Source organism: Butyrivibrio sp. AE3003, assembly GCF_000686065.1.
GTDB lineage: Bacteria > Bacillota > Clostridia > Lachnospirales > Lachnospiraceae > Butyrivibrio > Butyrivibrio hungatei_A.
Map to the genome: position 1 here is coordinate 3,326,042 of NZ_JMLX01000001.1, position 26,635 is coordinate 3,352,676.

25 protein-coding genes and 1 riboswitch are annotated in these 26,635 nt (G+C 42.8%); of the genes, 24 read left to right on the forward strand and 1 reads right to left on the reverse strand.

The window, feature by feature from the left end; all coding sequences use genetic code 11:
• Positions 1 to 74: 74 nt before the first annotated feature.
• Positions 75 to 1,067 (reverse strand): GntR family transcriptional regulator, encoded by a 993-nt coding sequence (locus tag CD00_RS18815; protein WP_330370472.1) that lies wholly within the window; start codon positions 1,065 to 1,067, stop codon positions 75 to 77.
• Between the two features lie 258 nt (positions 1,068 to 1,325).
• Between CD00_RS18815 and CD00_RS18820 the strand changes: the two genes are divergently transcribed.
• The 24 genes from CD00_RS18820 (at position 1,326) to CD00_RS0116055 (ending at position 26,514) form a co-directional block, all read left to right on the forward strand.
• The gene (locus CD00_RS18820) at positions 1,326 to 2,255 is read left to right on the forward strand and encodes a leucine-rich repeat protein (RefSeq protein ID WP_051199221.1); all 930 of its coding nucleotides are present in this window, start codon (positions 1,326 to 1,328) and stop codon (positions 2,253 to 2,255) included.
• 15 nt (positions 2,256 to 2,270) lie between these two features.
• Positions 2,271 to 3,653: a vWA domain-containing protein gene (locus tag CD00_RS18825; protein ID WP_034462177.1), complete on the forward strand. Its 1,383-nt coding sequence runs from the start codon at positions 2,271 to 2,273 to the stop codon at positions 3,651 to 3,653.
• Positions 3,654 to 3,768: 115 nt separating this feature from the next.
• Positions 3,769 to 5,088: an ATP-binding protein gene (locus CD00_RS18830; protein WP_081811949.1), complete on the forward strand. Its 1,320-nt coding sequence runs from the start codon at positions 3,769 to 3,771 to the stop codon at positions 5,086 to 5,088.
• A gap of 13 nt (positions 5,089 to 5,101) precedes the next feature.
• The gene (locus tag CD00_RS21295) at positions 5,102 to 5,305 is read left to right on the forward strand and encodes a hypothetical protein (RefSeq protein ID WP_034462178.1); all 204 of its coding nucleotides are present in this window, start codon (positions 5,102 to 5,104) and stop codon (positions 5,303 to 5,305) included.
• A gap of 81 nt (positions 5,306 to 5,386) precedes the next feature.
• Positions 5,387 to 5,489: riboswitch (TPP riboswitch) on the forward strand.
• Between the two features lie 123 nt (positions 5,490 to 5,612).
• Positions 5,613 to 6,119, forward strand: a complete 507-nt coding sequence (thiW, locus tag CD00_RS0115965; protein ID WP_026656871.1) for an energy coupling factor transporter S component ThiW — start codon at positions 5,613 to 5,615, stop codon at positions 6,117 to 6,119.
• Positions 6,116 to 6,901 carry a hydroxyethylthiazole kinase gene (gene thiM / locus CD00_RS0115970; RefSeq protein WP_026656872.1) on the forward strand — a complete coding sequence of 262 codons (786 nt, stop codon included), beginning with the start codon at positions 6,116 to 6,118 and terminating at the stop codon, positions 6,899 to 6,901. Before thiW ends, thiM begins: the two co-directional genes overlap by 4 nt.
• Positions 6,892 to 7,338: a thiamine phosphate synthase gene (gene thiE / locus CD00_RS18840; RefSeq protein WP_330370473.1), complete on the forward strand. Its 447-nt coding sequence runs from the start codon at positions 6,892 to 6,894 to the stop codon at positions 7,336 to 7,338. The genes thiM and thiE overlap by 10 nt, the downstream gene beginning before the upstream one ends.
• Positions 7,339 to 7,384: 46 nt before the next feature.
• On the forward strand, positions 7,385 to 7,525 hold the full coding sequence (locus CD00_RS21435) for a hypothetical protein (RefSeq protein ID WP_334291142.1): 141 nt from the start codon (positions 7,385 to 7,387) through the stop codon (positions 7,523 to 7,525).
• A gap of 88 nt (positions 7,526 to 7,613) precedes the next feature.
• Entirely contained in the window at positions 7,614 to 8,393 is a 780-nt protein-coding gene (thiD, locus tag CD00_RS0115980) for a bifunctional hydroxymethylpyrimidine kinase/phosphomethylpyrimidine kinase (RefSeq protein WP_026656873.1), read from the forward strand.
• A gap of 23 nt (positions 8,394 to 8,416) precedes the next feature.
• Positions 8,417 to 8,611, forward strand: coding sequence for a sulfur carrier protein ThiS (gene thiS / locus CD00_RS0115985; protein ID WP_026656874.1), 195 nt, complete (start codon positions 8,417 to 8,419; stop codon positions 8,609 to 8,611).
• Between the two features lies 1 nt (position 8,612).
• The gene (gene thiF, locus CD00_RS0115990; protein WP_026656875.1) at positions 8,613 to 9,248 is read left to right on the forward strand and encodes a thiamine biosynthesis protein ThiF; all 636 of its coding nucleotides are present in this window, start codon (positions 8,613 to 8,615) and stop codon (positions 9,246 to 9,248) included.
• Between the two features lie 89 nt (positions 9,249 to 9,337).
• A complete protein-coding gene (locus CD00_RS0115995; protein ID WP_026656876.1) occupies positions 9,338 to 10,105 on the forward strand; it encodes a thiazole synthase in 768 nt (255 codons plus the stop codon).
• A 63-nt stretch (positions 10,106 to 10,168) separates the two neighbouring features.
• Positions 10,169 to 11,422: a 2-iminoacetate synthase ThiH gene (gene thiH / locus CD00_RS0116000; protein WP_026656877.1), complete on the forward strand. Its 1,254-nt coding sequence runs from the start codon at positions 10,169 to 10,171 to the stop codon at positions 11,420 to 11,422.
• A 108-nt stretch (positions 11,423 to 11,530) separates the two neighbouring features.
• Entirely contained in the window at positions 11,531 to 12,838 is a 1,308-nt protein-coding gene (thiC, locus tag CD00_RS0116005; RefSeq protein ID WP_026656879.1) for a phosphomethylpyrimidine synthase ThiC, read from the forward strand.
• A gap of 165 nt (positions 12,839 to 13,003) precedes the next feature.
• On the forward strand, positions 13,004 to 14,998 hold the full coding sequence (locus tag CD00_RS0116010; RefSeq protein WP_026656880.1) for a 2-isopropylmalate synthase: 1,995 nt from the start codon (positions 13,004 to 13,006) through the stop codon (positions 14,996 to 14,998).
• A gap of 21 nt (positions 14,999 to 15,019) precedes the next feature.
• Positions 15,020 to 16,117, forward strand: coding sequence for a peptidylprolyl isomerase (locus CD00_RS0116015; RefSeq protein ID WP_026656881.1), 1,098 nt, complete (start codon positions 15,020 to 15,022; stop codon positions 16,115 to 16,117).
• 255 nt (positions 16,118 to 16,372) lie between these two features.
• Positions 16,373 to 16,954, forward strand: coding sequence for a hypothetical protein (locus tag CD00_RS0116020; RefSeq protein ID WP_026656882.1), 582 nt, complete (start codon positions 16,373 to 16,375; stop codon positions 16,952 to 16,954).
• Positions 16,955 to 17,032: 78 nt separating this feature from the next.
• A complete protein-coding gene (locus tag CD00_RS0116025; RefSeq protein ID WP_026656883.1) occupies positions 17,033 to 18,403 on the forward strand; it encodes an ABC transporter substrate-binding protein in 1,371 nt (456 codons plus the stop codon).
• A gap of 107 nt (positions 18,404 to 18,510) precedes the next feature.
• Complete coding sequence (locus tag CD00_RS0116030) at positions 18,511 to 19,425, forward strand: carbohydrate ABC transporter permease (protein ID WP_051199223.1); 915 nt, start codon at positions 18,511 to 18,513, stop codon at positions 19,423 to 19,425.
• Positions 19,425 to 20,252 carry a carbohydrate ABC transporter permease gene (locus tag CD00_RS0116035; RefSeq protein ID WP_026656886.1) on the forward strand — a complete coding sequence of 276 codons (828 nt, stop codon included), beginning with the start codon at positions 19,425 to 19,427 and terminating at the stop codon, positions 20,250 to 20,252. The genes CD00_RS0116030 and CD00_RS0116035 overlap by 1 nt, the downstream gene beginning before the upstream one ends.
• 145 nt (positions 20,253 to 20,397) lie before the next feature.
• Entirely contained in the window at positions 20,398 to 22,191 is a 1,794-nt protein-coding gene (locus CD00_RS19640) for a cache domain-containing sensor histidine kinase (protein WP_207640516.1), read from the forward strand.
• The gene (locus CD00_RS0116045; RefSeq protein ID WP_026656887.1) at positions 22,175 to 22,936 is read left to right on the forward strand and encodes a response regulator transcription factor; all 762 of its coding nucleotides are present in this window, start codon (positions 22,175 to 22,177) and stop codon (positions 22,934 to 22,936) included. The genes CD00_RS19640 and CD00_RS0116045 overlap by 17 nt, the downstream gene beginning before the upstream one ends.
• Positions 22,937 to 23,178: 242 nt before the next feature.
• Positions 23,179 to 25,254, forward strand: a complete 2,076-nt coding sequence (gene htpG, locus CD00_RS0116050) for a molecular chaperone HtpG (RefSeq protein ID WP_026656888.1) — start codon at positions 23,179 to 23,181, stop codon at positions 25,252 to 25,254.
• A 78-nt stretch (positions 25,255 to 25,332) separates the two neighbouring features.
• Complete coding sequence (locus CD00_RS0116055; RefSeq protein WP_026656889.1) at positions 25,333 to 26,514, forward strand: esterase/lipase family protein; 1,182 nt, start codon at positions 25,333 to 25,335, stop codon at positions 26,512 to 26,514.
• Positions 26,515 to 26,635: the final 121 nt, after the last annotated feature.

A 26,635-nucleotide genomic window follows, 5' to 3' on the forward strand; every position in this document is an offset into this window, starting at 1 on the left:
TGATTTTCAAACTTGTACGTACGAGTGGTCAAGTTGTAAACATTCTGCGCGGGTTACCGTTTAGGGGTTAATTTTTACATGCTTTTGCAGGAGTTGCCGACGATGAGCTTGGGTTCTATGACAATTGTTTTGTCGACTTCTTCGCCGCGAATCATTTTTAGGAGTGCCTCTGCGGCAATCTTGCCGAGTTCCTGCTGGGGGTGGGCTATGGTTGTGAGGGTAATGTCTGTGTTACTTGCAGTTTGCGAGTTGTCATATCCTGTGATCGAAATGTCTTCAGGAACCTTAAGGCCGAGCTCGCGTATAGCTTTGATGAGGTGAAAGGCTATCTGATCGTTGTAGGCTACGATGGCGTCGACTTTTTTACCGCTTTTGATCATCTTCTGCAGAGTGGTGTAGGGGTGCACGGCTCTGTCTTCTGTGTAGAACCATATGACATTTTCCGGATCATATGTGATTCCTGCTTTGGCGAGAGCCTTGGCATAACCTTTGTGCCTGTTTTGCCCCTGCGTGTCATCGCTTTTAAATACCCCGAGGATATTCCTGTGTCCAAGATTGATCAGGTGCTCTGTCAAAAGATATGTGCCTTTCTCGTCATTCATGATGACATGCGGTTTGTCTTCCATAACGGAGTATGCGCCCTGAATGAAGATATAGGGGATTCCGTAAGAATCAAGCTTGTCATACAGATACTTGTGCTTGCAAAAAACGTTACTCTTACTGGGTTCTATGATTATGCCGTCGATATTTTTTTCAATAAGCTCTTCCAGACACTTTATTTCTCTTGTCCTTGAGTTGTTTGTATTTTTGAGCACAATACTGTACCCGTTTTCAGAAAGAACGGAATCGATACCGCTTATGACTTTCGGGAAAATGTAGTCCGAAAGGTACGTCATCACAACGGCGATATCCTTTGAGTCTTTTTTAAATCTTGAAGCATCGGAGCAGTAAGTGCCGCTTCCCTGAACCGCATATACAAAGCCTTCATTTATCAGGTTGGAGATGGCTTTTCTGACTGTCTGACGGCTTACGCCATACTTTGCGGTAAGCACGTTCTCGGACGGCATTTTTTTCTCCGGGTTTTATCTTTTCCTCCAAGATGAGTTGCTTTAGTTCTTCCTCTATTTGCTGATATTTAAGCGATGTTGATTTTGGGTTATCCATGATTGCTCCCCTTTATAATAAGCTTGAGATAATATATGTATTTTATCACCGATTAAACGTAAGTTGTATATACAAGTTTTAAAGCGTTGTGACCACAATGTTGCGCCGAGGTAGTGGTTTTGGTAAACTTCGAGTAGTGCAGGAAGGAACTTTAAAGCGAAATGTTTTTGTATGAGAAAAAGAATCATAAAAAAGACGGACATGAATATATTGCGATAACGGGATATGAGGGCAGCATCAGGAAACTTGTGATACCTCATAAGATTGACGGCGCCTTGGTTGAGGAAATAGGAAATCACTCTTTTTCAGGAAGAGACGATATCGAAAGTGTTGTACTTCCCAAGAGTATTAAGACTGTTTTCGGATTTGCTTTTCACAACTGTAAGTCGCTTAAAGAGATAAGCGTGTACGATGGAATAATCGATTATTACGACGGCGTTTTGAGGCAGTGCGACAGTCTCAGAAAAATAGATGTGACTATAAAAAGCGGAAGATACGAGATAATTCGAAATTTTCTCGCGGATGTGGACAGGACACTGAGCTTTTGGATAAAGATTCATCAAGAGGATGGAAACGTTGAAGAAGCTCTTTTGACCTTTCCTGAGTTTCTTTATGATTTCAATGAGAATACAATGGCGAGGACGATCCAGTTCTCTATAGGCGGATCGGGCTATGCGTACAGGGAGTGCGTTGACAGGAGTTTCATCAATTTCAGGGAGTATGACAAGCTCTTTGAAAAGGCGATAATAGACGGAAGCGAGATCGCTGAGGATATAGCTATGGGGAGGCTTTTGTATCCGCTTAAACTTGAAGACAGATTCAGAGAAAAGTATGAGGAGTATGTTTCCGATAATTTTGGAAGCATTTTTAACAGATTGATAGATGAGGCATCTGAGACTGAAGAGAATCTTGAGTATATCGGTAAGCTCCTTGATTACAGGATGGGTGCGACCGGAGCTCTTTTCCTTGATGAGCATATCGAAGAGGGGATAAAAAGAGCTACGGATGCCGGAAAGACTTTGCTGTGCGCGGTTATTGTCGAGCGGAGCAGAAAGCCCGGTGGGAATTTCGAGGAATTCAATCTTTTGTAAAAGGCGGAGGCTGAGATGGAGAAAGACATGGATCAAGGTACTTCCGGAAGTGCGAAAAGAAGGGAGCTTGAGGCTGTAGGTGTAAAGGCACTTGAGGCTTCGAGAACGGAACTATATATTGCTATGAGATTCATGGGGGCAGCGCTTATGAGCCTTCGGTATGAGATGGATCTTTCGACGGTTACAGTAGGTACGGATGCGGTGAACATCAGGTACAATCCTTCGTATATATTAAAGCTCTTTGTCGAGGAGCCGGGGAAGCTTAACAGAACGTATCTGCACATGATACTTCACTGCATATTCAGGCATATGTACACCTCAGCGTTCTATGAGGATGAGAGACTCTTTGATCTGTGCGCCGATATCGTGGTCGAATCGATTCTCGACGGTATGGACTATCCTTGCATCTACAGGGTTACGTCGGATTACAGGGACAGGATGTATGCGCTTTTAGAGGATGAACTCAAGGTTTTGACTGTGGAGAAGTTATACAGATTTTTTTCTGTTGAGGGAAAAGAACTTTCGATAGATGAGCTTGAACGGGCAGAGCGGGAGTTTAAGCTTGATGATCACGGTTTTTTCAGAAGGATTCCGAAGGATGAGCCGGAGAAAGAAAACGACGAAGATGAGAAGCTTAAGGAAAAGCTGATAAGTCCGCTTGTTTTAAGGGAGATTAAGGATAAAGAAAAAGACTGGGAGAAAGAGGCAAAACGTCTTCAGAGCGAGATAGATGCGCTTTCAAGCAGGGCGTCGGATAAGGTCGGGAAGCTCTCTTTTCTTCTGCAGATACAGAATACGTCAAGGACGGATTACCGGGAATTTTTAAAGAGGTTTATGATACTTAGGGAAGAGGGCGGTATCGACCTTGATAGCTTCGACTACGGGATGTATTCCTTTGGGATGACGCATTACGGAAATATGCCGCTTATTGAAGAGAACGAGTTCAGGGAAGTTAAGCGGTTAAAAGAGCTGGTGATCGCGGTGGATACTTCGGCGTCCTGTACGGATACGCTGCTTGAGGGATTTCTTCGAGAGGCGGCGAAAATTCTTTTGGACAAGGAGAGCTTTTTTCAGAAGATCAAGGTGCATCTTATCGAGTGCGACGACAGGGTGCAGAAGGATGAGCTTATTGAATCCGTTGAAGATATGGAGAGGCGCATCGGTAAGATTACGGTTGAAGGCGGCTTTGGAACGGACTTTAGGCCTGTGTTTGAATATGTCGAGAACTTGCGCGAAAAGGGAGAGTTTGAGAATCTGAAGGGGCTAATATATTTTACCGACGGGTATGGAGAGTATCCGGAAAAGAGCCCTGACTACGATGTTGCGTTTGCGTTTCCGAAGGATGGTGACATCGATGATACAAAGGTGCCGGAGTGGGCGCTGAAGCTCTATGTATAAGAAAGTGGTTTTGAGTATGGCGCATAGATTTATACATTTGATTATGAAATATGCTGCGTAAATTGAAACACGTCTTTTTTAAGATAATTGCATAACAATAGATGAGGGATTGACCATGAACATAAATGAAGCAAAAGAGGAAGTGAAAAATGCCGTTAGGGCATATCTTACGAAAGATGAGAGCGGGCAGTATGAGATTCCCGTAAACAGGCAGAGACCCGTTCTTCTTATGGGACCTCCCGGAATAGGTAAGACTGCGATAATGGAGCAGATTGCGTGGGAGCTTGGAATAGGTCTTGTATCTTATACGATAACTCATCACACGAGGCAGAGCGCCATCGGACTTCCGATGATCTCTGAGAAAGAGTATGGTGGGAAGAAGTATTCGGTAACCGAATACACTATGAGCGAGATAATAGCGGCTGTTTACGATCAGATAGAGAAATCCGGGGTAAAAGAGGGAATTCTTTTCCTTGATGAGATAAACTGCGTCTCGGAAACGCTTGCACCTACGATGCTTCAGTTTCTTCAGTACAAGACTTTCGGAACACATAAGCTTCCTGACGGATATATAATTGTGACTGCCGGAAATCCTGCGAAGTATAACAAGTCGGTCAGAGATTTCGATATAGTAACTCTCGACAGAGTGCGTCAGATTGATATTGAAGAGGACTTTGAGGCGTGGAAGGAATATGCATATAAGGCAGGCGTTCACGGTGCGATCCTCGCTTATCTGGAGATTAAAAAAGATAATTTCTACAGCATCAGGACTGAGCTCGAGAAAAGAAGTTTTGTGACCGCAAGAGGCTGGGAGGATTTATCGAGAGTTATCAAGGTTCATGAGAAACTCGGCGTTGTTGTGGATGAGAATCTTGTCAGTCAGTATATTCAGAATGCGGATATTGCTTCTGATTTTGCAACGTATTATGAGCTTTATCACAGGTACAGAGAGCTTTATAAGATTCCCAAGATTCTTGAGGGAGAGGCGTTTGAGGACAGGGATGCCCTTCGAAACGGAAGCTTTGATGAAAAGCTCAGTATTATCGGGCTTCTTACAGATAAACTGATGGAAGAGTTTAGGGACTATGCCAAAGATCAAGCGGTTCAGAAGAGCTTGTTCGCAGTCTTGAAGGAGTTTCTTGGTTGCTGTGAAAAGAATGCCTTAAAAGCCGATGCTGCTTCGGAGTATTTATTGTCAAAAGCTGATGAGGAGCTGGAGATTTTAAAGAAGGATGTCGAGACCGGAATGGTGAGCCGCGATGACGAGAAGTACAGGCGAATTGCGGCAGCAGAGCTAAAGAACTGCGCAGAGATTATTGCCAAGGATTGCGATAAGAATCCTGTCTCAGTGGTGAAAGAGTGGTTCAACAGCCGCGAGCTTGCAAGGAAAAAACGCAAGCGAAGAAGCCGGAAGGCATCTTACGAACAGCCTTGAATTTATAAATCGCGTGTTTGGCGATGAGGAGTCTCTTTCGGGAAGCCAGGAGATGGTCATTTTTCTTACAGAGCTTTCGAACGCTTACTACAGCCTTAAGTTTGTTCGCGAGACGGGAAATGAAGCGTATTACAAATATAATAAGATACTGCTTTTGAATGACAGGAGGCAGGAGCTTAATGAGGAGATTCGGAAGGTTGTGTATGAGCTGGAGTGAGTGAAAAATTAACGGAATCAATTAAGAAAACGCCATATTGTAATTCCATTCATAATGGTGTATAACCATATTTATAAAAATTAAACAGACGGGAGCTTGTATTACAGGCTGAGAGGAAGGTGTGACCTTCGACCGAGAACCTGATTTGGATAATGCCAACGTAGGGATGCCTTGTAGAAATAGGAGATTTATGCGGAAGCTTACCGGACGGGAGCTTCCGCTTTTTTGATGCAAAAAAAAGATGCCTCCGCCGGATGCTAAAGCACTATCGTGCATTGATTTTCAGGCCCGTCAAAAGGAGATTGATATGAAAAATCAAAAAGTATTGCTGAAAATGGTTACGCTTGCTATGTTTGTCGCGCTTGGAGTTGTGATTTCTCCGATACTTCGTGTTGAGGGAATGTGCCCTATGGCGCATCTTATCAATATCACGTGCGCTGTGTTTATGGGGCCTGTGTATGCCTTTACATGTGCGGTTTTGATCGGCGTGATAAGAATGACGACGATGGGGATTCCGCCGCTTGCGCTTACGGGTGCGGTGTTTGGCGCAGCTCTTTCCGGAATTTTGTATAAGCTTTCAAAGGGCAAGATTATCGCAGCGGTTATCGGCGAGATCATCGGAACCGGAATTATCGGCGCGATCGTATCATATCCCGTTATGACTTATCTTTGGGGCAAAACTGGGCTAACACTTTTCTTCTATGTCCCTTCATTTATCATGGGAACGCTGATAGGTGGAAGCATTGCGTACCTTCTTCTGAAGAGACTGTCCGCTACAGGAATGCTTAGAAAGATACAGGATAGCCTTATATGAAAACAAACATCTGCAAACAACTAAAAGAACAATCGCCCCTAATTCACTGCATCACTAACCCAATCTCAATAATGCAGTGTGCCAATGCCGTGCTTCTTCTTGGTGCAAGACCGATAATGGCGGAGCATCCCGATGAAGTTCGTGAGATTACGGCAAGTGCGAAAGCTCTTTTGCTCAACTTCGGAAACGTGACGAGAGACAGGCTGGAAGCAATGACGATATCGTATGACGAGGCCATGCAAAAAGAGCTGCCCGTTGTCATAGATGCGGTGGGCGTTGCATGCTCGGAGCTTCGAAGAAGCATCGTAAAAAAGATGACAGGTAAAAGAAATCCTAAAGCTCCGATGCTGATAAAAGGCAATTACTCTGAGATACGGGCTCTTTTCGACATCGACTATAAATCATCAGGAGTTGATGCGGATAAGAAGCTCACATTCGAAGAGACAATCAACATCGCCAAGGAACTTGCAAATAACCTTAATGCCATAGTTCTTGCAAGCGGAGAAAAAGACATAGTAACATACGGCAGCAGAACGGCGGTTATCGAGAACGGAACGAAAAAGCTCGGTAGCATAACCGGAACGGGATGTATGCTCGGAGCAGTGTGCGCAAGTTTTTTTGCGGTAGATACAAGTATTGAAGCGGTTGTGAATGCGACGTCGGCTTTTGGGATAAGCGGAGAGAACGCAGAGGGCAACATGTTCCTGATGCGATTGTTTGACGCTATCGCGGAAATAAATGACGACATCATTGAAGAAAGGAAGAAAGTTACATGGTACTAGACAGAAAGCAGCTTAAGCTCTACCTTGTCACGGACAGCACGGATAAGAGCGACGAAGAATTCCTTAAAGCTCTTGAAGAGGCGATAGAAGGCGGTGTTACCTTTGTCCAGATCAGGGAAAAAAATAAGTCGACAGCGGAGTATATAAATCTCGTAAGTAAGGCGCTTGAAATCACAAGAAAGCACAATGTGCCGCTTATCGTTGATGACAGAGTTGATGTCGTTCTTGCGACAGGCGCAGACGGAGTACATGTCGGAAGAGAGGATATGCCTGTTGAGACGGCAAGAAAGATTCTGGGAAAAGACAAGATAGTTGGCGCAACAACCAAGACTGTCGAGCAGGCACTTGCAGCGTACAAAGCAGGTGCGGATTATCTGGGTGTGGGTGCGATATATCCGACAACGACAAAGGTAAAAAACGATTCTTACTTCAACTGAAACTTTAAATGATATCTGCAATGCGGTACCGATTCCGGCAAATGCGATAGGCGGGCTAAATAAAGACAACCTTGGTGTATTAAAAGGCATTCCAATCGCCGGAATCTGCGTAGTGTCTGCGATCATGAAATCTGAGTCGCCAAGGGAAGCGGCGCAGGGACTGATTAAAGCGATTGAAGAGTTGTGATTATACATAAATGCGAATAAAAGCTATTTATCAATGAAAAATGCAGATTATTGCATATCAGAAATTATACGATCGGGAGAGGTTTTCAATGAAAGTAGTTTTATCTATAGCGGGAAGCGACAGTAGCGGCGGAGCCGGCATTCAGGCAGATCTTAAGACAATGACTGCACACAAGGTATATGGGATGACTGCGATAACGGCGCTAACAGCCCAGAATACAACAGGAGTTACGGATATTATGGAGTCAAGTCCCGATTTTCTTGGGGAGCAGATTGAAGCTTGCCTTAGTGACATTCCGTGCGATGCGGCTAAGATCGGAATGCTTCCGTCTGCAGAGCAGGTTAAGGTGGTGCACGAAAAGCTCACCAAGTATAAGGTAAAAAATCTTGTTGTGGATCCGGTGATGGTTGCTACAAGCGGCAGCAGCCTTATGAAGGATTCGACAGCCGAGGTTATGGCGAGGCTTCTTTTTCCCATAAGCCGTGTTATAACGCCCAACATACCTGAAGCTCAGGCACTTACGGGACTTAAGATAACATCGAGAAAAGATATGGAAAAAGCTGCGGAAGAACTTGGAAATGAGAGCGGATGTGCGGTTCTTTTAAAGGGCGGCCACAGCATAGAAGATGCCAGCGATGTTCTTTATGAGAACGGGAAGCTTACGTGGTTCGAGGGAAAAAGAATTGAGAGCAGCAACACTCACGGAACGGGATGCACACTCTCAAGCGCGATAGCTTCAAACCTTGCACTTGGTTTGAATCTCGAAGATGCTATACGAAATGCAAAAGCATATATCTCTGATGCAATCGCGTCGGGACTTAATCTGGGCAAGGGTTCGGGACCACTTGATCACATGGTGGATTTATGAAATAGGAGTAAGCAGGAGGGTATATGGTCAAAATAAACGGAGAAGAATACCAATATGAAAACAAGCAGCTGACTGCGGTTCTTGAGGAACTTAATTACGACAAGGCCAGGATTGCTGTTGAGATCAATGAAGAAATCGTACCAAAGGTATGTTACGATGCTACTGTTCTTAAGGACGGAGATATCGTAGAAGTTGTGAGCTTTGTGGGAGGTGGCTGATATGACACCGACGAGAGAGGAGTTCTACAATGCGCTCATAGAGCGGCACGGAGCCGAAAATCAAAAGAAATTTGACAAGGCGACAGTGGCAATCTGCGGACTTGGAGGGCTCGGTTCAAATATATCGATATGCCTTGCAAGAGCAGGCGTTGGAAAGCTGATACTTATCGACTTTGATAAGGTTGATATATCCAATCTTCACAGGCAGCAGTACAAGGCTGCGCAGGTTGGTATACCGAAGACACAAGCTCTTTCGGATAATCTGAAAGAAATAAATCCATATATAACCATCGAGACGCATAACACGAAAGTCACAGAAGAAAATGTCATCGAACTTACAAAAGACGCAGACTTAGTCTGCGAGGCATTTGATAAGGCAGAGAACAAAGCAATGCTTGTAAATGCGATACTTGAAAATGCTCCCGAAAAGTACCTTGTATCAAGCTCCGGAATGGCGGGCTTTGGAAGTGCCAATCTTATTAAGACAAAAAAGATCTCGAAAAGGTTCTTTTTATCCGGAGATTCCGTTAGTGACGTAAATGACGGCATAGGATTGATCTCTTCGAGAGTGATGGTGTGTGCAGCACACGAAGCACATATGGCGCTGCGCATATTGATGGGAGAAACGGAAACGTGAATGATTTGATGAGCTGACAAGCCGAGTTTTAGCAGACAATGAAATATTCAGATCGGCAATATTACAGCACATCGGGTAGGAGAAGGAAAATGACAGAAGACAAACTTATTATCGGAGGAAAAGAATTTAATTCGAGATTCATTCTCGGATCGGGAAAGTACTCGATGAAACTTATCGAGGCTGCAACACGTGATGCGGGCGCTGAGATAATCACGCTTGCAGTAAGACGAACAAATACGAAGGATGAGGAGAACATTCTGGATTTTATTCCCAAGAATGTTACGCTCCTTCCAAATACGAGCGGAGCAAGAGATGCAAAAGAGGCAGTGCGTATAGCCAGACTTGCAAGAGAGCTTGGATGCGGTGATTTTGTAAAGATTGAGATCATGCGCGATACGAAATATCTTTTGCCCGACAATTATGAAACTATCAAAGCGACGGAGATACTTGCAAAAGAAGGATTTGTGGTAATGCCTTACATGTACCCGGACCTCAATGTTGCAAGAGAGCTTAAGGAAGTGGGAGCAGCGTCAATCATGCCGCTCGCATCGCCTATAGGTTCCAACAAGGGACTTGCTACAAAAGAATTTATACAGATTCTTATAGATGAGATAGATCTTCCGATAATCGTTGACGCAGGTATCGGAAGACCTTCGCAGGCCTGCGAAGCAATGGAGATGGGAGCTGCTGCGATAATGGCAAACACAGCGCTTGCGACAGCAGGAAATCTGACTCTTATGGCATCAGCATTTAAAGATGCCATTGAAGCCGGAAGAAAGGCATATCTTGCCGGAGTCGGAAGAGTTTTGACCCGCGGAGCCAGCGCATCCGATCCTTTGATAGGATTCTTGCATTAGTGATGCTGTTGTAAGATATTTCGATTTTTGTACAGAATGGACAGCAACACTAAGGAGGAAGATATGGAAAATCATTTTTTGATTGATTCGGATGAATTGTCCGAGGCAGGGCTTGAGCGCAAACACAGGATTGAGAACGATCCTTCGTTCAGGACGGATCACATGGCTTATCTGCCCGGAATGGACGTGATCGAATCCGATGTTTGCAAGAATGTAATGGAGCACTTTGAGTCATATGATTACAGCAAGTATACGGCGAAAGATGTCAGAAGAGCTCTTGATAGCGAGAGATGTTCGATTGAAGATTTCAAAGCACTTCTTTCACCTGCGGCGGAGCCTTTTCTGGAGCAGATGGCTGAGAAGGCACAGCGCGAGACGAGCAAGCACTTTGGGAATACGGTATATCTTTTTACCCCGATATATATCGCGAATTATTGCGAGAACTACTGCGTTTACTGCGGATTCAACTGCTATAACAGAATTAAGAGAATGAAGCTGTCATACGAGCAGATTGAACATGAAATGAAGGTTATAGCAGACAGCGGAATGGAGGAAATCCTGATCCTTACGGGAGAGAGCCCCGCCAATTCGGATATTGAGTATATCGGAGAGGCATGTAAGATCGCGAGGAAGTATTTCCGAATGGTCGGAATTGAGATTTATCCCGTGAATGTTAAAGACTACAAGTATCTTCACGAGTGCGGTGTGGACTACGTCACTGTATTTCAGGAAACTTACGATACAGTCAGATATGAACAGCTGCATCTTATGGGAAACAAGAGAGTCTGGCCGTATAGGTTCGATGCACAGGAGAGGGCACTTATGGGCGGCATGCGCGGCGTAGCTTTTTCTGCGCTTTTGGGGCTTTCGGATTTCAGGAAGGATGCGCTAGCTTCGGCGCTTCATGTATATTTTTTGCAAAGAAAATATCCTTACGCCGAGATGTCTTTGTCATGCCCAAGGCTTCGTCCCATCATCAACAACGAGACCATAAATCCGCTTGATGTAGGCGAGAGACAGCTTTGCCAGATACTTTGCGCATACAGAATATTCCTGCCGTTCTGCGGAATAACGGTTTCATCGAGGGAAACGGCGGAATTTAGAAACGGCATTGTGAAGATTGCTGCTACCAAGGTTTCTGCGGGAGTATCGACGGGAATCGGCGATCACGAACAGAAGTATTCGGGAAAAGAAAAAGGTGAAGAGGCCGGAGATGAGCAGTTTGAAATATCGGACGGACGAAGCCTTAACAGAATGTATAAGGATATTGAAAGCGAAGGGCTTCAGCCGGTTTACAACGACTACGTATACGTATGATATAGAATCGTGAGAACTTTGAAGAAACGGGGCGATTCGAATATAAAACATGGAAAAATCAGTTTATTACACCATAAATATAAAAAATCAGAATAGGAGAAGGTTTTAATGAGAGAGTATTCAACACAGATGGAGGCGGCGCGCAAAGGAATCGTGACCAAGGAGATGGAGGCGGTTGCCAAAAAAGAGTATCGTGATACTGAGTTCATAAGAGCACTTGTTGCGGAAGGAAAGATTGCGATTCCCGCAAATAAGAATCACAAATGTATCGATCCTGAGGGCGTTGGTTCAATGCTCAGAACCAAGATCAACGTAAACCTTGGTGTATCAAGAGATTGCAAGGATTATGATATTGAGATGGAAAAGGTTATGGCCGCTGTAAACATGGGTGCTGAGGCTATTATGGATCTTTCAAGCCACGGAAATACACAGCCTTTCAGAAAAAAGCTTACAGAATCATGCCCTGCAATGATCGGAACGGTTCCCGTATATGACAGCGTTATTCATTATCAGAGAGATCTTGCTGAGCTTACGGCTAAGGATTTCATCGATGTTGTAAGACTTCATGCTGAGGACGGAGTTGACTTTGTCACACTTCACTGCGGAATTACAAGAAAGACGATTGAGCAGATCAAGAAGCACAAGAGAAAAATGAATATCGTATCAAGAGGTGGTTCTCTTGTATTTGCATGGATGTGTATGACGGGTAACGAGAATCCTTTTTATGAGTATTATGATGAAATTCTTGAGATCTGCAGAGAGTATGACGTTACAATCTCACTCGGAGATGCGTGCAGACCCGGATGCCTTGCGGATGCGAGCGATGTTTGCCAGATAGAGGAACTTGTAAGGCTCGGCGAGCTTACCAAGAAAGCTTGGGAAAAAGATGTTCAGGTAATGGTTGAAGGTCCCGGACACATGCCTATGGATCAGATAGAAGCCAATATGAAGATTCAGAACACAATCTGTATGGGAGCTCCTTTCTATGTACTTGGCCCTCTTGTTACGGATATTGCACCAGGATACGATCACATCACATCCGCTATCGGAGGAGCTATCGCTGCAGCATCGGGAGCAGCGTTCCTTTGCTACGTTACACCCGCTGAACACCTTGCACTTCCAAATGTCGACGACGTTAAGCAGGGAATCATTGCTTCCAAGATTGCAGCTCACGCAGCTGATATTGCAAAGAAGATTCCTCATGCAATGGATGTGGACAACAAGATGGGTGATGCGAGAAGAGTGCTTGACTGGGATAAGCAGTGGGAGTGCGCACTTGATCCCGAGACTGCAAAGAAGATAAGAGACGAAAGGTCTCCCGAGTTTGACGATACATGCTCAATGTGCGGTAAGTTCTGTGCGGTACGAAGCATGAACAAAGCTCTTAACGGAGAGTATATTGATATATTGGGATAAAAACTGAAAAGTATAGCGACATGGCAAAAAACATCAAGTAAAATGATTAATTTTGCCATGTTTTATTTGTGAAAAAATGTGATATCATAATATCCATCAACAAAACTGAGATATTTTAATTCGATTATGATAAAAAATATCAAGAAATCAAGGAGCAGATGAATAATGGATAATTGTCAGAAGTATCAGTGTCAGTACTATATGCCTCCTAAGGCAACATACAATTGGGTAACAAAGGATCATATCGAGACTCCCCCCATTTGGTGCAGTGTTGACTTAAGAGACGGAAATCAGGCGCTTATTGAGCCTATGAGTCTTGAGGAGAAGCTTGAATTCTTCACAATGCTTGTTAAGCTCGGCTTCAAGGAGATTGAGATTGGTTTCCCTGCAGCTTCTGTTACAGAATATGAATTTGCGAGAACTTTGATTGAGAGAAATATGATTCCTGATGATGTTACGGTTCAGGTTCTTACACAGGCAAGAGAACATATTATCAAGAGAACATTTGAGGCTGTAAAGGGGGCTCCAAGAGCCATCATCCATCTTTATAACTCAACTTCCGTAGCACAGCGTGAGCAGGTGTTCAAAAAGGATAAGGATGAGGTCAAGAAGATCGCTGTTGAAGGAGCAAAGCTTCTCGATAAGCTCGCAAAAGAGACTGAAGGAAACTTCTCTTTTGAATACTCACCCGAAAGCTTCCCCGGAACAGAGGTTGATTACGCTGTTGAAGTATGTAACGCTGTTCTTGATGTGTGGAAGCCCACAAAAGAAAACAAGGTAATAATCAACATTCCTACAACTGTTGAGAATGCAATGCCTCACGTTTTTGCTACACAGGTTGAGTATATTCACAATTCACTTAAGTATCGTGATGCGGTAACTCTTTCTCTTCACCCTCATAATGACAGAGGAACCGGCGTCGGTGATGCGGAGCTCGGATGTCTTGCGGGGGCTGACAGAATTGAGGGAACTCTTTTCGGAAACGGTGAGAGAACAGGTAACGTTGATATCGTTACACTTGCCCTTAATATGTATTCGCACGGTGTAGATCCGGGGCTTGATTTTTCACACCTTCCACAGGTCGGTGAGACATATGAGAAACTTACAAGAATGCGTATTTACGAGAGACAGCCTTATGCAGGACAGCTTGTCTTTACTGCATTTTCAGGTTCTCACCAGGATGCGATCTCCAAGGGATTCAACTGGCATGAACTTAAGAAAGACAACGGAATCTGGTCGGTTCCTTATCTTCCCATCGATCCCAAGGATATCGGAAGAGAGTACGACGGAGACGTTATCAGAATCAACAGCCAGTCAGGAAAAGGTGGCGTAAGCTATATTCTTAAGAATAATTATGGTATGATGGTTCCCAGAGAAATGCAGGAAGATGTCAGCTACACGATCAAAGACATTTCCGACAGAGAGCATGCGGAGCTTTCTCCCATGCGTATCTATCAGATCTTTGAGGATAAGTACGTTCACAACAATCATGTATTTAAGATTGATGAATGTCACTTCAAGCAGAAAGAGGGAATACTTGCAGAGGTTAAGTTAGATCATCTTGACGCCCAGCAGGTTGTTGAGGCAAACGGAAACGGACGTCTTGACGCTGTAAGTAATGCCATCAAGCAGTACTTTGGAATAAAATACGAGCTTTCAACATATGAGGAGCACGCTCTTTCAAGAGGTTCTTCATCCAAGGCATGTACATATGTCGGAATCACCGTTGAAGGCAAGAAGTACTGGGGAGTTGGAATTGACGAGGATATTATCAAATCTTCAATTAACGCTCTTGTTGTTGCCGTTAACCAGCTTGATGCCGTTAAGAACAACAAGGATGTGAGAGATGTGAGGATCAACGCGATCATGAATTATATTCAGGAGAATTATCTCACTATCACACTTGAAGATCTGTCCAAGCAGTTCTTCCTTTCAAAGCCTTATTTGTCCAAGTTCATCAAAGACAAGTCGGGAATGACTTTCGGTGAGAATGTAAAGCAGATAAGACTTAACAAGGCAAGTACTCTTTTGAGAAACGGAAACATGAAGGTCGAGAAAGTAGCTGAGGCATCCGGATACCAGAACGTTGAACATTTTAATCGTCTCTTTAAAGAGAGATTCGGAATGACTCCCGTTCAGTATCGTTGCAGCGAAAAATAAAGATCGGATCAGGAAAAAAGAGTGGAAAACAAAAGGCAGAGCGGTAGACTTAACAATAAAAAAATTGCAAAAAGAATTGCGGCAACAGTCGCCGCCTGTTCCTTAGTTTTTATAACAGGATGCGGATCATCCGAAAAGCCTGTAAAGATAGTTTTTACCACGGGTTTTGCAAAGGATGAAGTATTCAGGATAGAAGATTCGGTGTGCACCCTCAAGGAGGCCAAGGCATATCTCATAAATACCCAGGAGGGTTATGAGGCAAGCTTTGGAGAAGAGATATGGGGGCGCGAGACCGGAAGCGAGACTGTCGAGGACAGGTTAAAAGACTCTGTTCTTGCGAAGATTGCTCAGATTAAGACAATGGATATTCTGGCAGCGGATAACGGAATTGTGCTTGATGACAAAGAGAACAAAAAAGCTGAAGAAGCAGCGGCTGAGTATTATGCTACACTTTCAGAAGCCGATATTGCGGCTATGGATGGAATAACGCAGGAAGATATTGCGGGCATATACAAGGATCAGGCTCTTGCAGACAAGCTTTACAACGATATCATCAAAGATATAAATCCGGAGATAAGCGATGACGAAGCCAGAACGATAACGATTGAGCAGATTTTGATAAAGACGTATTCGCTTGACGCTAACGGAAATAAGGTAGAATTCAATGAGGCCGACAAGGCGGCAGCCAAGTCTAAAGCTGACGGTATATACAGACGGATTAAAGACGAGGGAGCAAGTTTCGAAGAACTTATGCTTGAATATAACGAGTCCGATAAATCGGAACTCTCTTTTGGAAAAGGCGGCGAACAACCCGATTATGAGAGCGTTGCGTTTAATCTCGGAGGCGGTGAGGTGAGCGGTGTCTTTGCGACAAGTGAAGGTTATGCGATAATCAAGTGCATCAGCAAATTCAATCTTGAGGAAACCGAAGCCAATAAGGTTAAGATCGTTCAGGAGAGAAAACGTGAAGTTTTCGGTGAGAAGTATGACAGCTTTGTCGCGACACTGAACAAACAGCTCAACGAAAAGCTTTGGAGCAGCGTAACTGTAGGCAAGGATCCCGAAGTTACCGCTAAGGGACTTATGGAAGTCTATCAGAAATATTTCTCGAAAAAGTGATAATTTAACAGAAGTGTCAAAATGACGTATGATTTTTACTTTGGTAAGAATCATACGTCTATTTTTATCCATTTTAGACAAAATGGAAGCGCTACCAATGGCAATATGCACAAATAAAACATGAAAAATCTATGATTTATGGTCAAGAAGTAAAAAAAGTGCTTGATGAAGTAAAAAAAAATATGTTCAGAATATTTACTTAATCGTTTATATTATTATCAGTAGTATCAAAATTACACCGAGGTGATGATAAGCATGAAAAATTTAAAAAAGACTTCTATTATACTTGCTTTGATTATGGTGATGCTTATCCCCACAGGTTGCGGTTCCGCAAACAAAATTGAATCCTGGGCAAAGGATTATGAGCCGAGTGAAGAGTATCTTGCTCTTTATGATGACGGAAAGGCTGTTTGCGAAGGTAAGAATTATACATATGTTAAGGATGATGACAGTATCACCCTTACCGATAAAGATGGTAATTCGATAGAACACAGATACTACATGGATAATGAAAAAATGGTTTTTTATATAGCATCGGTTTATGACTATCAGGATGAAGGGGATCCTGATGGAATTGTTGGGAATTGGGCTTGCGGTAATAATGTTTTCAGATTTTTACCCGCGCCTAAATTGGAGTTTAGTGAGGAGGATGCTTTCTATGGCCACTATTCAGTGGATGAAGCAAATTCCAGTGTGAAACTTATGTATGATGCACCTATTCCGGATGCGACTTTCTATTATTCTTTGGACGGCAAGAAACTTACAATCGATTATCCCTGGCCTTTAGTTAAGACTCAGGAGAAAGACACGACCAAGAAGGATGAGGGTACAACGTAATCGAAACGCATGGCGCGTTTACGATAGATCATGGCAGTAAGACTGCCAAAAACCATTATTAAGAAGGAGAGGTATGAAATGGAGAAGAAGCGTTTAGTTTCAATGTTATTGGCGGGCGTAATGACTCTTTCTCTTGTTGGATGCGGAGATACAGCTTCAGCACCTGCAGAATCAGGTGACAACGGTGCAGCTGCAGCAACAGAGGCAGGAGCAGACGCAGGAGCAGATGCAGGAGCAGAAGCAAGTGCAGCAGGTGCTGGATTGGATGACAGCACACCTATTACTCTTAACATGTGGTGTATCGCTACAGAGAGTGATTCAAACCGTAAGTCTTACGAGAATGCTATTAAGGATATGGAGACAAATCATCCTAATGTAACTCTTAACTGGGAAGCATTTGAGAACGAGTCTTACAAGACAAAAATCAAAGCTGCAGTATCAGCTAATGAAATGCCTGACATTTTCTTTACATGGTCATGTGCATTCCTTGGTGATTTCGTAAGCGCAGGAAAGGTACAGTGCCTTGACGAAGCATACGAGAAGTATAAGAATGAGCTTCCTGAAGCTATGCTTAAGAACACAACATTTGACGGAAAGCACTACGGTGTACCGCTTACAATGAATATTGTAGGTCTTTTCGCTAACATGGATATCCTTAAAGAAGCAGGATATGATGAGATTCCCGGAACTTATGAAGACTTCATTAAGTGCTGTGATGCTCTTAAGGCTAAGGGCAAGATTCCTTTCGGATGTGCCGGCAAGGAAACATGGTGCGTAACAGAGTATCTTGAGTCTATCATCGAGAAGAGCGCAGGTGCTTCTACACTTGATGCTATCTTCGCAGGAACTGATTCATGGAACAATCAGGACGTTGCTGATGCCGTTGATACATTCCAGAAGCTCATCAAAGACGGATACTTCGATCCTTCAGGAATCGGTCTTTCAAACGACGAAGTTAAGGCTAACTTCATGGCAGGCAAGTACGCATTCTACATGAATGGTACATGGAACTGTGCAGACTTTGCAGCAAATGCAGACTTCTTACCTAAGGTTAAGGTTGGTGAGTTCCCTGTAATCAACGCTGACAAGTCAAAGCTTGGCCAGCTCATCGGTGGACCCTCTGATACACTTGCAGTTGCAGCTTCATCACCTAACGCTGCAGCAGCTGCTGATTACACATTCGAGCTTGGTAAGCTTATCTGCCACTACGGTTACCTTGATGGTTGCGGACTTCCTGCATGGACACCTTACGGTGACACAAGTTCTGTAAATCCTCTTACACAGGCTGTTGCAGATATCGTTCAGAAGTCTGATTACATGGTTCTCTTCGGAGATACAGCTATGGCAGCAGATAAGGCTCAGACATACCTTTCATATGTTGATCAGGTTTATGGATGCCAGATCGATGGAAAAGGATTCATCGAAGGTCTTGCTAAGGATATTAAGTAATTCTTTTTTGAAGAGTTTGTTAATCTAAATTGATTTTATTTTGGTTCTTCCTGTGCTTCCAATGGGAAGCATAGGGGGAACCGTATTTTGTTGGAAGGTTATTTTGTATGGAAAGAGATAAGAGTGCGTTAAATCAGAAGAGGAATAAGGAGTTGAAAAAGGGACTGGCAGTCTTTGTATTTCTGCTTCCCGGATTACTTTTATTCGTTAGTATTTTAATTGCTCCCATTGCAGTTTCTTTGTACAAAAGTTTGTTTGACTGGAATGGGTTTACGGAAGGAACATTCATAGGATTAGCCAACTATCAGGAGTTGTTCACCAACGGATCTATTAAATTCATGATCTCATTGAAGAACTCGCTTATATTGGCACTATTTTCAGTATTTATACAGTTACCGCTTGCATTGTTGCTTGCACTTATACTTGGAAGAAAACCTAAGGGCGAGCGTTTCTACCTTACAGTTTTCTTTATGCCCGTGCTTATTTCAACTGTTGTTATCGGTCAGCTCTGGCTTAAGATTTACAACCCTGATTACGGTATTTTGAACAGATTTCTTGGAGCAATCCATTTGGAGAGTTTGCAGCATATTTGGGTCGGTGATCCCAAGACTGCTCTTGGAAGTATCGTTGTTCCCACAATCTGGCAGTATGTAGGTTATCACATGCTTCTTATGTATGCGGGAGTTAAAGGTGTTTCACCCGACCTTAGAGAAGCAGCAATGATTGACGGCGCTACAAAGTGGCAGACAGACAGATTCATTGTTATCCCGATCATTAAGCCTATTATCAGAGTAAGTGTTATCTTCGCTGTTACAGGTTCACTTAAGACATACGACCTTGTTCGTATCCTGACAGACGGAGGTCCTTATCAGACAACCGAAGTTCCGAGTACATTGCTCGAATATATGTTGTTCTTGAGAAACAGATACGGAATGGGAAGTACGATCTCTGTAATGCTTATTGCTCTGTGCTTCGCGTTTGCGTTACTAATTAGTGCTGCATTTAAGGAAAAGGATAAGTAATGATGGTAGGTAAGAAAAAAACATTTGTATATATACTTTTGGTTATCTGGTCGATAATCAATTTATTCCCGATATATTTCATGTTTACATTCTCTCTTAAGGGAAATGATGAGATTTTCGGAGAAAATATCATAGGACTTCCCAAGCATTGGTTGTGGTCCAACTATAGCTCAGCTTTGAGCACCGGAAATATGGCGTTGTACTTTGTAAACAGTTTACTTGTTACAGCGATTTCAATAGGTATTTCGATTATTGCCGCAATGATGGCAACATATGCGCTTACACGTATTAAGTGGAAACTCAGTAAGATCACAAATGCATTCTTTATGCTTGGACTTACAATTCCGCTTCAGGCTTCAATCGTTCCTGTATACGTAGTGCTTTCAAAGCTTCACTGGCTCAATAAGTATTCAACACTTATTGTTCCTTACTCAGCTTTCACACTTTCAATGTCGATTCTTATTTGTACGGGATTCATGGTAGATATTCCGTATGACCTTGATGAGGCTGCGATTATCGACGGATGTGGTCTTTTCGGAACATTCTTTAAGATCATCATGCCGCTTATGAAGCCTGCTCTTTCAACAGTAGGTATCTATGCATACCTTCAGTGCTGGAACGAGTTCATGTTTGCGAACGTATTCATTTCAGATCAGAAGCACAGAACATTGCCTGTAGGTATTAAGGCTTTGTCAGGTGCGTACACAACTGATTGGGGCCCGATCGGTGCGGCTCTTGTAATCGCAACATTCCCGACACTTATTGCTTATGTATTCTTAAGCAGAAGGATTCAGGACAGCTTCATTGCCGGCGCGGTTAAGGGTTGATGTGAGCTTATAATTTAATATTGAATTTCGAGACTCGGCATCTTATGATGGCGAGTCTTTTTGCTAATAGAACGAAAAAATGGTATCTTTTTATAGAGCGTTTATTGATATTTATATTTTTCAATATGAAATTATTAATATTGGTATGGGAAAAAATATGATCGATCAGGTTGGGGATAAGTTAAAAAAAACTACGCTTTCGTCAAGCTTTAGAAGCACCATGATTGGCATTGTAATGATAGTTTTTGTGTCTTTTTTGATCTCGACATATATCATTACGGAAAAAGAACGCAAAGCATATGTAATAAGAGAATCAGAAAGTGTGCTTAAAGCTCTTTCCAATAATATAAGTTCCGATCTTAAGAACTATATGGATGTTTCGAGGCTTGTTATAACGGACAGAAGACTTGTCACCTTTCTTAAAGCGGATTTAAGTGCTGTCGATGAAAATATGACAAATGATGCCAGATACGGAATGATGGATATATTGAACGCGGCAGAAGGCGTGGATTCTGTTATGGCATTTAGAGAAGACGAGAAAATGGTCTCAACCAACAGAATTTCCTATGAGTATGATGATACGCTTATGAATTCGAGGGAGTGGAGAGATACCATATATTCCAACGAAGGAAGAGCAACCGTTACTCTGAATTGTGGCGGTGTTGCGAGGAGAATCGACGATAAGCCGCTGGTTACGATTGAGAGGGCGATAAATGACATCAATTCACAGAAGCGTATCGGAATAATGATGATGAACATATCGTCAAATGTTTTTCAGGATATGCTCAATCAGCTACGCTATGATAATATTTGTATCCTTGGCGCAGATGGATGTTTTATCGCAGGAAACGAGGAATATTTGAATTATTACAGTCCCGGTTTTGCGGTTGGCGGGATAAGGAATAAGAATATCAAAGTAGATAACAAGCGCATGCTTTTATCGGCATGCTGTGTTGATAATTATCCGATCGTTATAATGAGAGTATCAAAGTATGGAACAGAGGGCATACCGTATGGAATCCTGTATGTTCTGATGGTTCTTTTGCTCGTGTTTGTTGTTTTGGCGATTCACATGGGATTCTTTATCAAGACCGATATAACGGATCCCATATACAAGCTTTCCGAATCAATGGAAAAAAATAAGAGGACGGGTGACCTTAAGACTATTGATATTGATATGCCTTCAAGCGAGCTTGAAATGCTTAAGGACGATTACAATAATCTTATCGATCACGTCAACGAGCTTATCGGTACTTTGATCGAAAAGGAGAAGACTCTTCAGCGAGCTGAGATGAGAGTCTTGCAGGAACAGATCAAGCCACATTTTTTGTACAATTCTCTTGAAACAATAGGTTTTCTTGCACTTGATGCGGGAGCGGTCAAGGTGCACGATTCACTTGAGGTACTCGGAAGTTTTTACAGAAATTTCCTGAGCAAGGGAGACAGGGTTATACCTCTTTCAAGGGAAGTGCAGATAGTTAAGGATTACCTGGCGCTTCAGAAGTTGCGCTACGGAGATATTTTTGAAGATGAGTATGATATAGATGAAAAGACAAATAAGTTTATTCTGCCAAAGCTGATACTTCAGCCGCTTGTGGAAAACAGTATATATCATGGCATCAGGATGAAAGGTGAGAAGGGAAGTATTAAAATAAGTTCTAAGCTTGAAGATGGTTTTCTTCATTTGAAAGTTCGTGACACAGGTGTTGGAATGACACAGGATCAGATTGACAAGATCTTGCACTCAGACAGAAATTTTAAAGGAGAGATTGAGGGCGAGAGTTTCGGGCTGTGGGGAACCATTGAAAGAATCAGGATTTATTGCGGAAGTAACGATGTTGTCAGGATTGACAGCGAAGTAGGGGAATACACTGAGATAGAGTTTATTATCTCGGAAGAAATGGCAATAAGGGGCGTAAGTGATGGACAGAAAATATAGGGTTATGATAATAGATGATGAGGAGTCGGCTCGGAAGCTTATGCGTGCAGCGATAAATTGGGGAGAGCTGGGCATGGAAGTTGTCGGAGAAGCGGCAAGCGGCATAGAAGCAATAAATGTTATTGACGACCTTAAGCCGGATATAGCATTTGTTGATATTTCAATGCCTTTCATGGACGGAATAGAATTTACCCAGACTGCGACGGGGCGATATCCGAATCTTGTAATAATAATAATGACAGCGATAAACCAGTTCGAGTATGCAAGGAGATGCGTAAGCCTTCCGGTATTTGACTATATGCTTAAGCCTATGGTCAGAACAGAGATTACAAAGGTCCTTGAGAGGGCAAAAAAGATGCTTGATGCATCAAACGATACATGGGAAGAACCAAAGAGCGAACCTGTTGTATTGTCTGCAGAAGAGAACAATACGACCGAACTGATAAAAAAATACGTTGAGGACAACTTTGCTGATTCAAAGCTAAATCTCGCATACATAGCACAGTACTTTGGATTTAGTGCAAGTTATCTCTCACGAAAATTCAAGCAGGAGACCGGCAGCAACTTCATCGAATACCTCACAGACCTCCGCATGAAAAAAGCCATGCAGATAGCCAGAGCCAACGTTAAGATGTATCAGGCTGCCGCCGAAGTCGGCATTCCCGATCCCAACTACTTCAGCCGCTGCTTCAAAAAATACGCCGGAATGAGCTACTCCGAGTACGTCTCCTCCAAATACGAATAAACTAAGTGCATCGTTCACAGCATCGCCATTTACAGACTACCACACATGCATCTGTGCGGCGGTGCCTGTGTGGCAGGCTGTAAATGGCGAGGATTGAATCGATGCAGGCTTGTTAGCACTCATGTTTGGTGAGTGCTAATTTTTTATTGACTTTTGCGAGTGGGGGAATTAAACTTTTATTTGTACGGTGGAGGGAGACTGAGACTGTGCATATACTGAAATGATGCAAAGGAGTGAGAGTTATGGCTTCAAAAAAAGGTAATCTTTCAATCAATAGCGAGAATATGTTTCCGATAATAAAGAAATGGCTTTATTCGGATCATGACATTTTTTACAGGGAAGTAATTTCAAATGCCTGCGATGCGGTTACGAAGATCCGCAAGATGGATATGATGGGCGAGTATGAACTTCCTGAAGGTTTTAAGCCCCGTGTTGATGTGGTGCTCAATGATAAAGATAAGACTATTAAGATTACGGATAACGGAATCGGTATGACAGCCGAGGAAGTTGAAGAGTATATCAATCAGGTGGCTTTTTCGGGAGCGACCGATTTCCTTAACAAGTATAAAGATAAAGCTAATGCAGATCAGATCATAGGACATTTCGGACTTGGTTTCTACTCAACATTTATGGTGTCTGATTCTGTTGATATCGATACACTTTCATATAAGTCAGATGCAGCGTCTGTTCACTGGACATGCGACGGCGGCTCTGATTTTGAGATGTCTGACGGAGAAAAGAAAGAGGTAGGAACTACAATTACCTTACATCTGTCGGATGACTGCCTTGAGTTCTGCAATGAGTACAAGGCAAGAGAAGTTATAGAAAAATACTGCTCATTCATGCCTTATGACATTTATCTTTCAAGAGAGAATGAAGAGGGAACAGAGACAATCAAGGCAAGCGAGAAGCTTGATTCGGATGTTGTGATAGAAGAAGTACATCCCGAGAAGAAAGAGGGCGAGGACAAAGAGCCTGAGCTCGAGTACAAGATTAAGAGAAGACCTCAGCTTCTTAACGATACACATCCCCTTTGGGCTAAGACTCCCAAGGATTGTACAAATGAGGAGTATCTTGAGTTCTACAGAAAGGTGTTCCGCGATTATAAGGAGCCTCTTTTCTGGATCCACCTTAACATGGATTATCCGTTTAACTTAAAGGGTATCCTTTATTTCCCTAAGATCAACATGGAGTTTGAGTCAATCGAGGGAACAATCAAGCTTTACAATAACCAGGTATTTATCGCGGACAACATCAAGGAAGTTATTCCTGAGTATCTCATGCTCTTAAAGGGTGTGATCGATTGTCCCGACCTTCCGCTTAACGTTTCAAGAAGTGCGCTTCAGAACGACGGATTTGTTAAAAAGATTTCTGAGTACATCAGCAAGAAGGTAGCTGAGAAGCTTGCCGGACTTTGCAAGACAGATAAAGAAAACTATGACAAATACTGGGATGACATCAGTCCTTTCATCAAATACGGTTGTCTTAAGGACGACAAGTTCTGCGAGAAGATGAACGATTACATCCTCTTTAAGAACCTTGACGGTAAGTATCTCACACTTCCCGAAGCTCTTCAGATCAACAAAGAGGCTGAAGAAGAGGCTAAGAAAGAGGAAGCTGTGGATGAAAACGGAAATAAGGTTGAAGCAGAAGTTGTTGACGATAAGTCCGAAGACAAGAAGGATGAGAAAGAGGAAAAAGAGCCTCGTATCATCTACTACGTAACAGATGAGCAGCAGCAGAGCCAGTACATCAAGATGTTCAAGGCTCAGAAGATGGAAGCTTTCGTAATGAAGCACAACATCGATACTCCTTTCATGCAGCAGCTTGAGAGCAAGAATGAGGGAATCAGCTTTAAGAGAATCGATGCTGATCTTACAGATACATTTAAGAGTAAGACATCCAAGAAAGCTGCAAAAGAGCTTGAAGAGAAGGAAAAAGAGATTTCTGAAAAGCTCAAGAAAGCTCTTAAGAATGATAAGCTTGTTGTTAAGCTTGAAAAGCTTAAGGATAAGAAAATGTCTTCAATGCTTACTGTTTCAGAGGAATCAAGACGTCTTGCCGATATGATGAAGATGTATGCAATGAACGGAATGTCCATGGGAGATTTTGGCGCATCGGAAGGTCAGACACTTATTCTTAATGCAAATCATCCTCTTGTTCAGTATGTGATGGACAATAAGGATGAGAAGAATACAGAGATGATCTGTGAACAGCTCTATGATCTTGCAAGGATCCAGAATGCGCCTCTTGACGCTGAGTCAATGACTAAGTTTGTTGAGAGAAGCAATGAGATTATGTTGATTCTTGCTAAATAATAATGTTGATGGTTTAAGGTTTGATGCACTGTTTATGCTAAGTCATAGACAGTGCATGAATTATAATGGGGATTGCATATGAAAAGAATTCGCAACTGTAGGATAGGTAACATTATTTTGAAGATTTTCTTGATAAGTACGCTGGCTTTTGCCTGCTATTATTTGAGAGATCTTTTTCAAAGTCCGTTTGGGTTCAGCGGATTCAGGGACAATCCATCGATTTTTGTCGTAAAAATACTTCTGATAATTACTGTAGAATCGATCCTTTTCTGGACCGGAATAATTCTGGTTTACATAAATTGTAGACAGCTTGGAGTTAAATGGAGAGCACTTGGTATCTTTTTTGGAATGGTGCCGATACTCAACCTTATTATGCTTGGTAAGATCATTAAGACTGCAGATGATGAAGTTAGATTTGAATCTGCGAAGATGAAGATAGATGCTGAAAGAAAAGCTGATAAGATATGCAAGACAAAGTATCCCATCCTGTTGGTTCACGGGGTTTTCTTCAGAGATTTTGAGCATCTTAATTACTGGGGAAGAGTACCGCAGGAGCTTATTGATAACGGTGCGACCATTTTCTACGGAGAGCACAACAGTGCGTCTACTGTCGAAAAGAGCGGCGAAGAACTTGCAAAGAGGATCAAGGAGATAAAAGCGCAGACAGGATGTGAGAAGGTCAATGTCATAGCTCATTCAAAGGGCGGACTTGATATGAGATATGCTATCACGAAGTGCGGAGCGTATGAGGATGTGGCATCTCTTACAACTATCAATACTCCTCACAGAGGATGCGAATTTGCGGATTACCTTCTTGAGAAGATCCCCGAAGCACAAAAGCTTACCGTTGCAAGAGCCTACAATGCAGGTGCTGCCACATTCGGCGATGTGAATCCCGATTTTATCGGTGCTGTTACGGACCTTACTCATAAGGCTTGCGAGAAGCGAAATGAGGAACTTCCCGACAGAGAAGAAGTTTACTATCAGTCTGTGGGATCGATTCAAACAAGACCGACGGCAGGCAGATTTCCGCTTAATATGTCATATCTTCTGGTTAAGTATTTTGACGGAAAAAACGACGGACTTGTGGGAGAGAGTTCTTTTCCTTGGGGCAGTGATTTCAAGATGCTTGAACCTAAAGGAAAAAGAGGAATATCTCATGGCGATATGATTGACCTTAACCGCGAAAACATTAAGGATTTCGATGTTAGGGAATTCTATGTAAACCTCGTAGAGGATCTGAGATTAAAAGGATTTTGAAACAATCATATATTCATATAGCGAAAAGCCGGGCGTAAAAGCTCGGCTTTTCCTTGTCTAAAGCAACATTTCGACTGTTCATAAAAGAAAAAACGGAATATAATACTAATAAGATTTTGTT

Coding starts and splice junctions, on each gene's coding strand:
- CD00_RS19640 (WP_207640516.1), top strand. CDS start 20,398: ATGGGAAAAAATATGATCGATCAGGTTGGGGATAAGTTAAAAAAAACT.
- htpG (WP_026656888.1), top strand. CDS start 23,179: ATGGCTTCAAAAAAAGGTAATCTTTCAATCAATAGCGAGAATATGTTT.
- CD00_RS18815 (WP_330370472.1), bottom strand. CDS start 1,067: ATGCCGTCCGAGAACGTGCTTACCGCAAAGTATGGCGTAAGCCGTCAG.
- CD00_RS0116045 (WP_026656887.1), top strand. CDS start 22,175: ATGGACAGAAAATATAGGGTTATGATAATAGATGATGAGGAGTCGGCT.
- thiS (WP_026656874.1), top strand. CDS start 8,417: ATGGTCAAAATAAACGGAGAAGAATACCAATATGAAAACAAGCAGCTG.
- CD00_RS0116025 (WP_026656883.1), top strand. CDS start 17,033: ATGGAGAAGAAGCGTTTAGTTTCAATGTTATTGGCGGGCGTAATGACT.
- CD00_RS18825 (WP_034462177.1), top strand. CDS start 2,271: ATGGAGAAAGACATGGATCAAGGTACTTCCGGAAGTGCGAAAAGAAGG.
- thiD (WP_026656873.1), top strand. CDS start 7,614: ATGAAAGTAGTTTTATCTATAGCGGGAAGCGACAGTAGCGGCGGAGCC.
- CD00_RS0116020 (WP_026656882.1), top strand. CDS start 16,373: ATGAAAAATTTAAAAAAGACTTCTATTATACTTGCTTTGATTATGGTG.
- CD00_RS0116010 (WP_026656880.1), top strand. CDS start 13,004: ATGGATAATTGTCAGAAGTATCAGTGTCAGTACTATATGCCTCCTAAG.
- thiM (WP_026656872.1), top strand. CDS start 6,116: ATGAAAACAAACATCTGCAAACAACTAAAAGAACAATCGCCCCTAATT.
- CD00_RS0116055 (WP_026656889.1), top strand. CDS start 25,333: ATGAAAAGAATTCGCAACTGTAGGATAGGTAACATTATTTTGAAGATT.
- CD00_RS0116030 (WP_051199223.1), top strand. CDS start 18,511: ATGGAAAGAGATAAGAGTGCGTTAAATCAGAAGAGGAATAAGGAGTTG.
- CD00_RS18830 (WP_081811949.1), top strand. CDS start 3,769: ATGAACATAAATGAAGCAAAAGAGGAAGTGAAAAATGCCGTTAGGGCA.
- thiF (WP_026656875.1), top strand. CDS start 8,613: ATGACACCGACGAGAGAGGAGTTCTACAATGCGCTCATAGAGCGGCAC.
- CD00_RS0116035 (WP_026656886.1), top strand. CDS start 19,425: ATGATGGTAGGTAAGAAAAAAACATTTGTATATATACTTTTGGTTATC.
- thiW (WP_026656871.1), top strand. CDS start 5,613: ATGAAAAATCAAAAAGTATTGCTGAAAATGGTTACGCTTGCTATGTTT.
- thiE (WP_330370473.1), top strand. CDS start 6,892: ATGGTACTAGACAGAAAGCAGCTTAAGCTCTACCTTGTCACGGACAGC.
- CD00_RS0115995 (WP_026656876.1), top strand. CDS start 9,338: ATGACAGAAGACAAACTTATTATCGGAGGAAAAGAATTTAATTCGAGA.
- thiH (WP_026656877.1), top strand. CDS start 10,169: ATGGAAAATCATTTTTTGATTGATTCGGATGAATTGTCCGAGGCAGGG.
- thiC (WP_026656879.1), top strand. CDS start 11,531: ATGAGAGAGTATTCAACACAGATGGAGGCGGCGCGCAAAGGAATCGTG.
- CD00_RS18820 (WP_051199221.1), top strand. CDS start 1,326: ATGTTTTTGTATGAGAAAAAGAATCATAAAAAAGACGGACATGAATAT.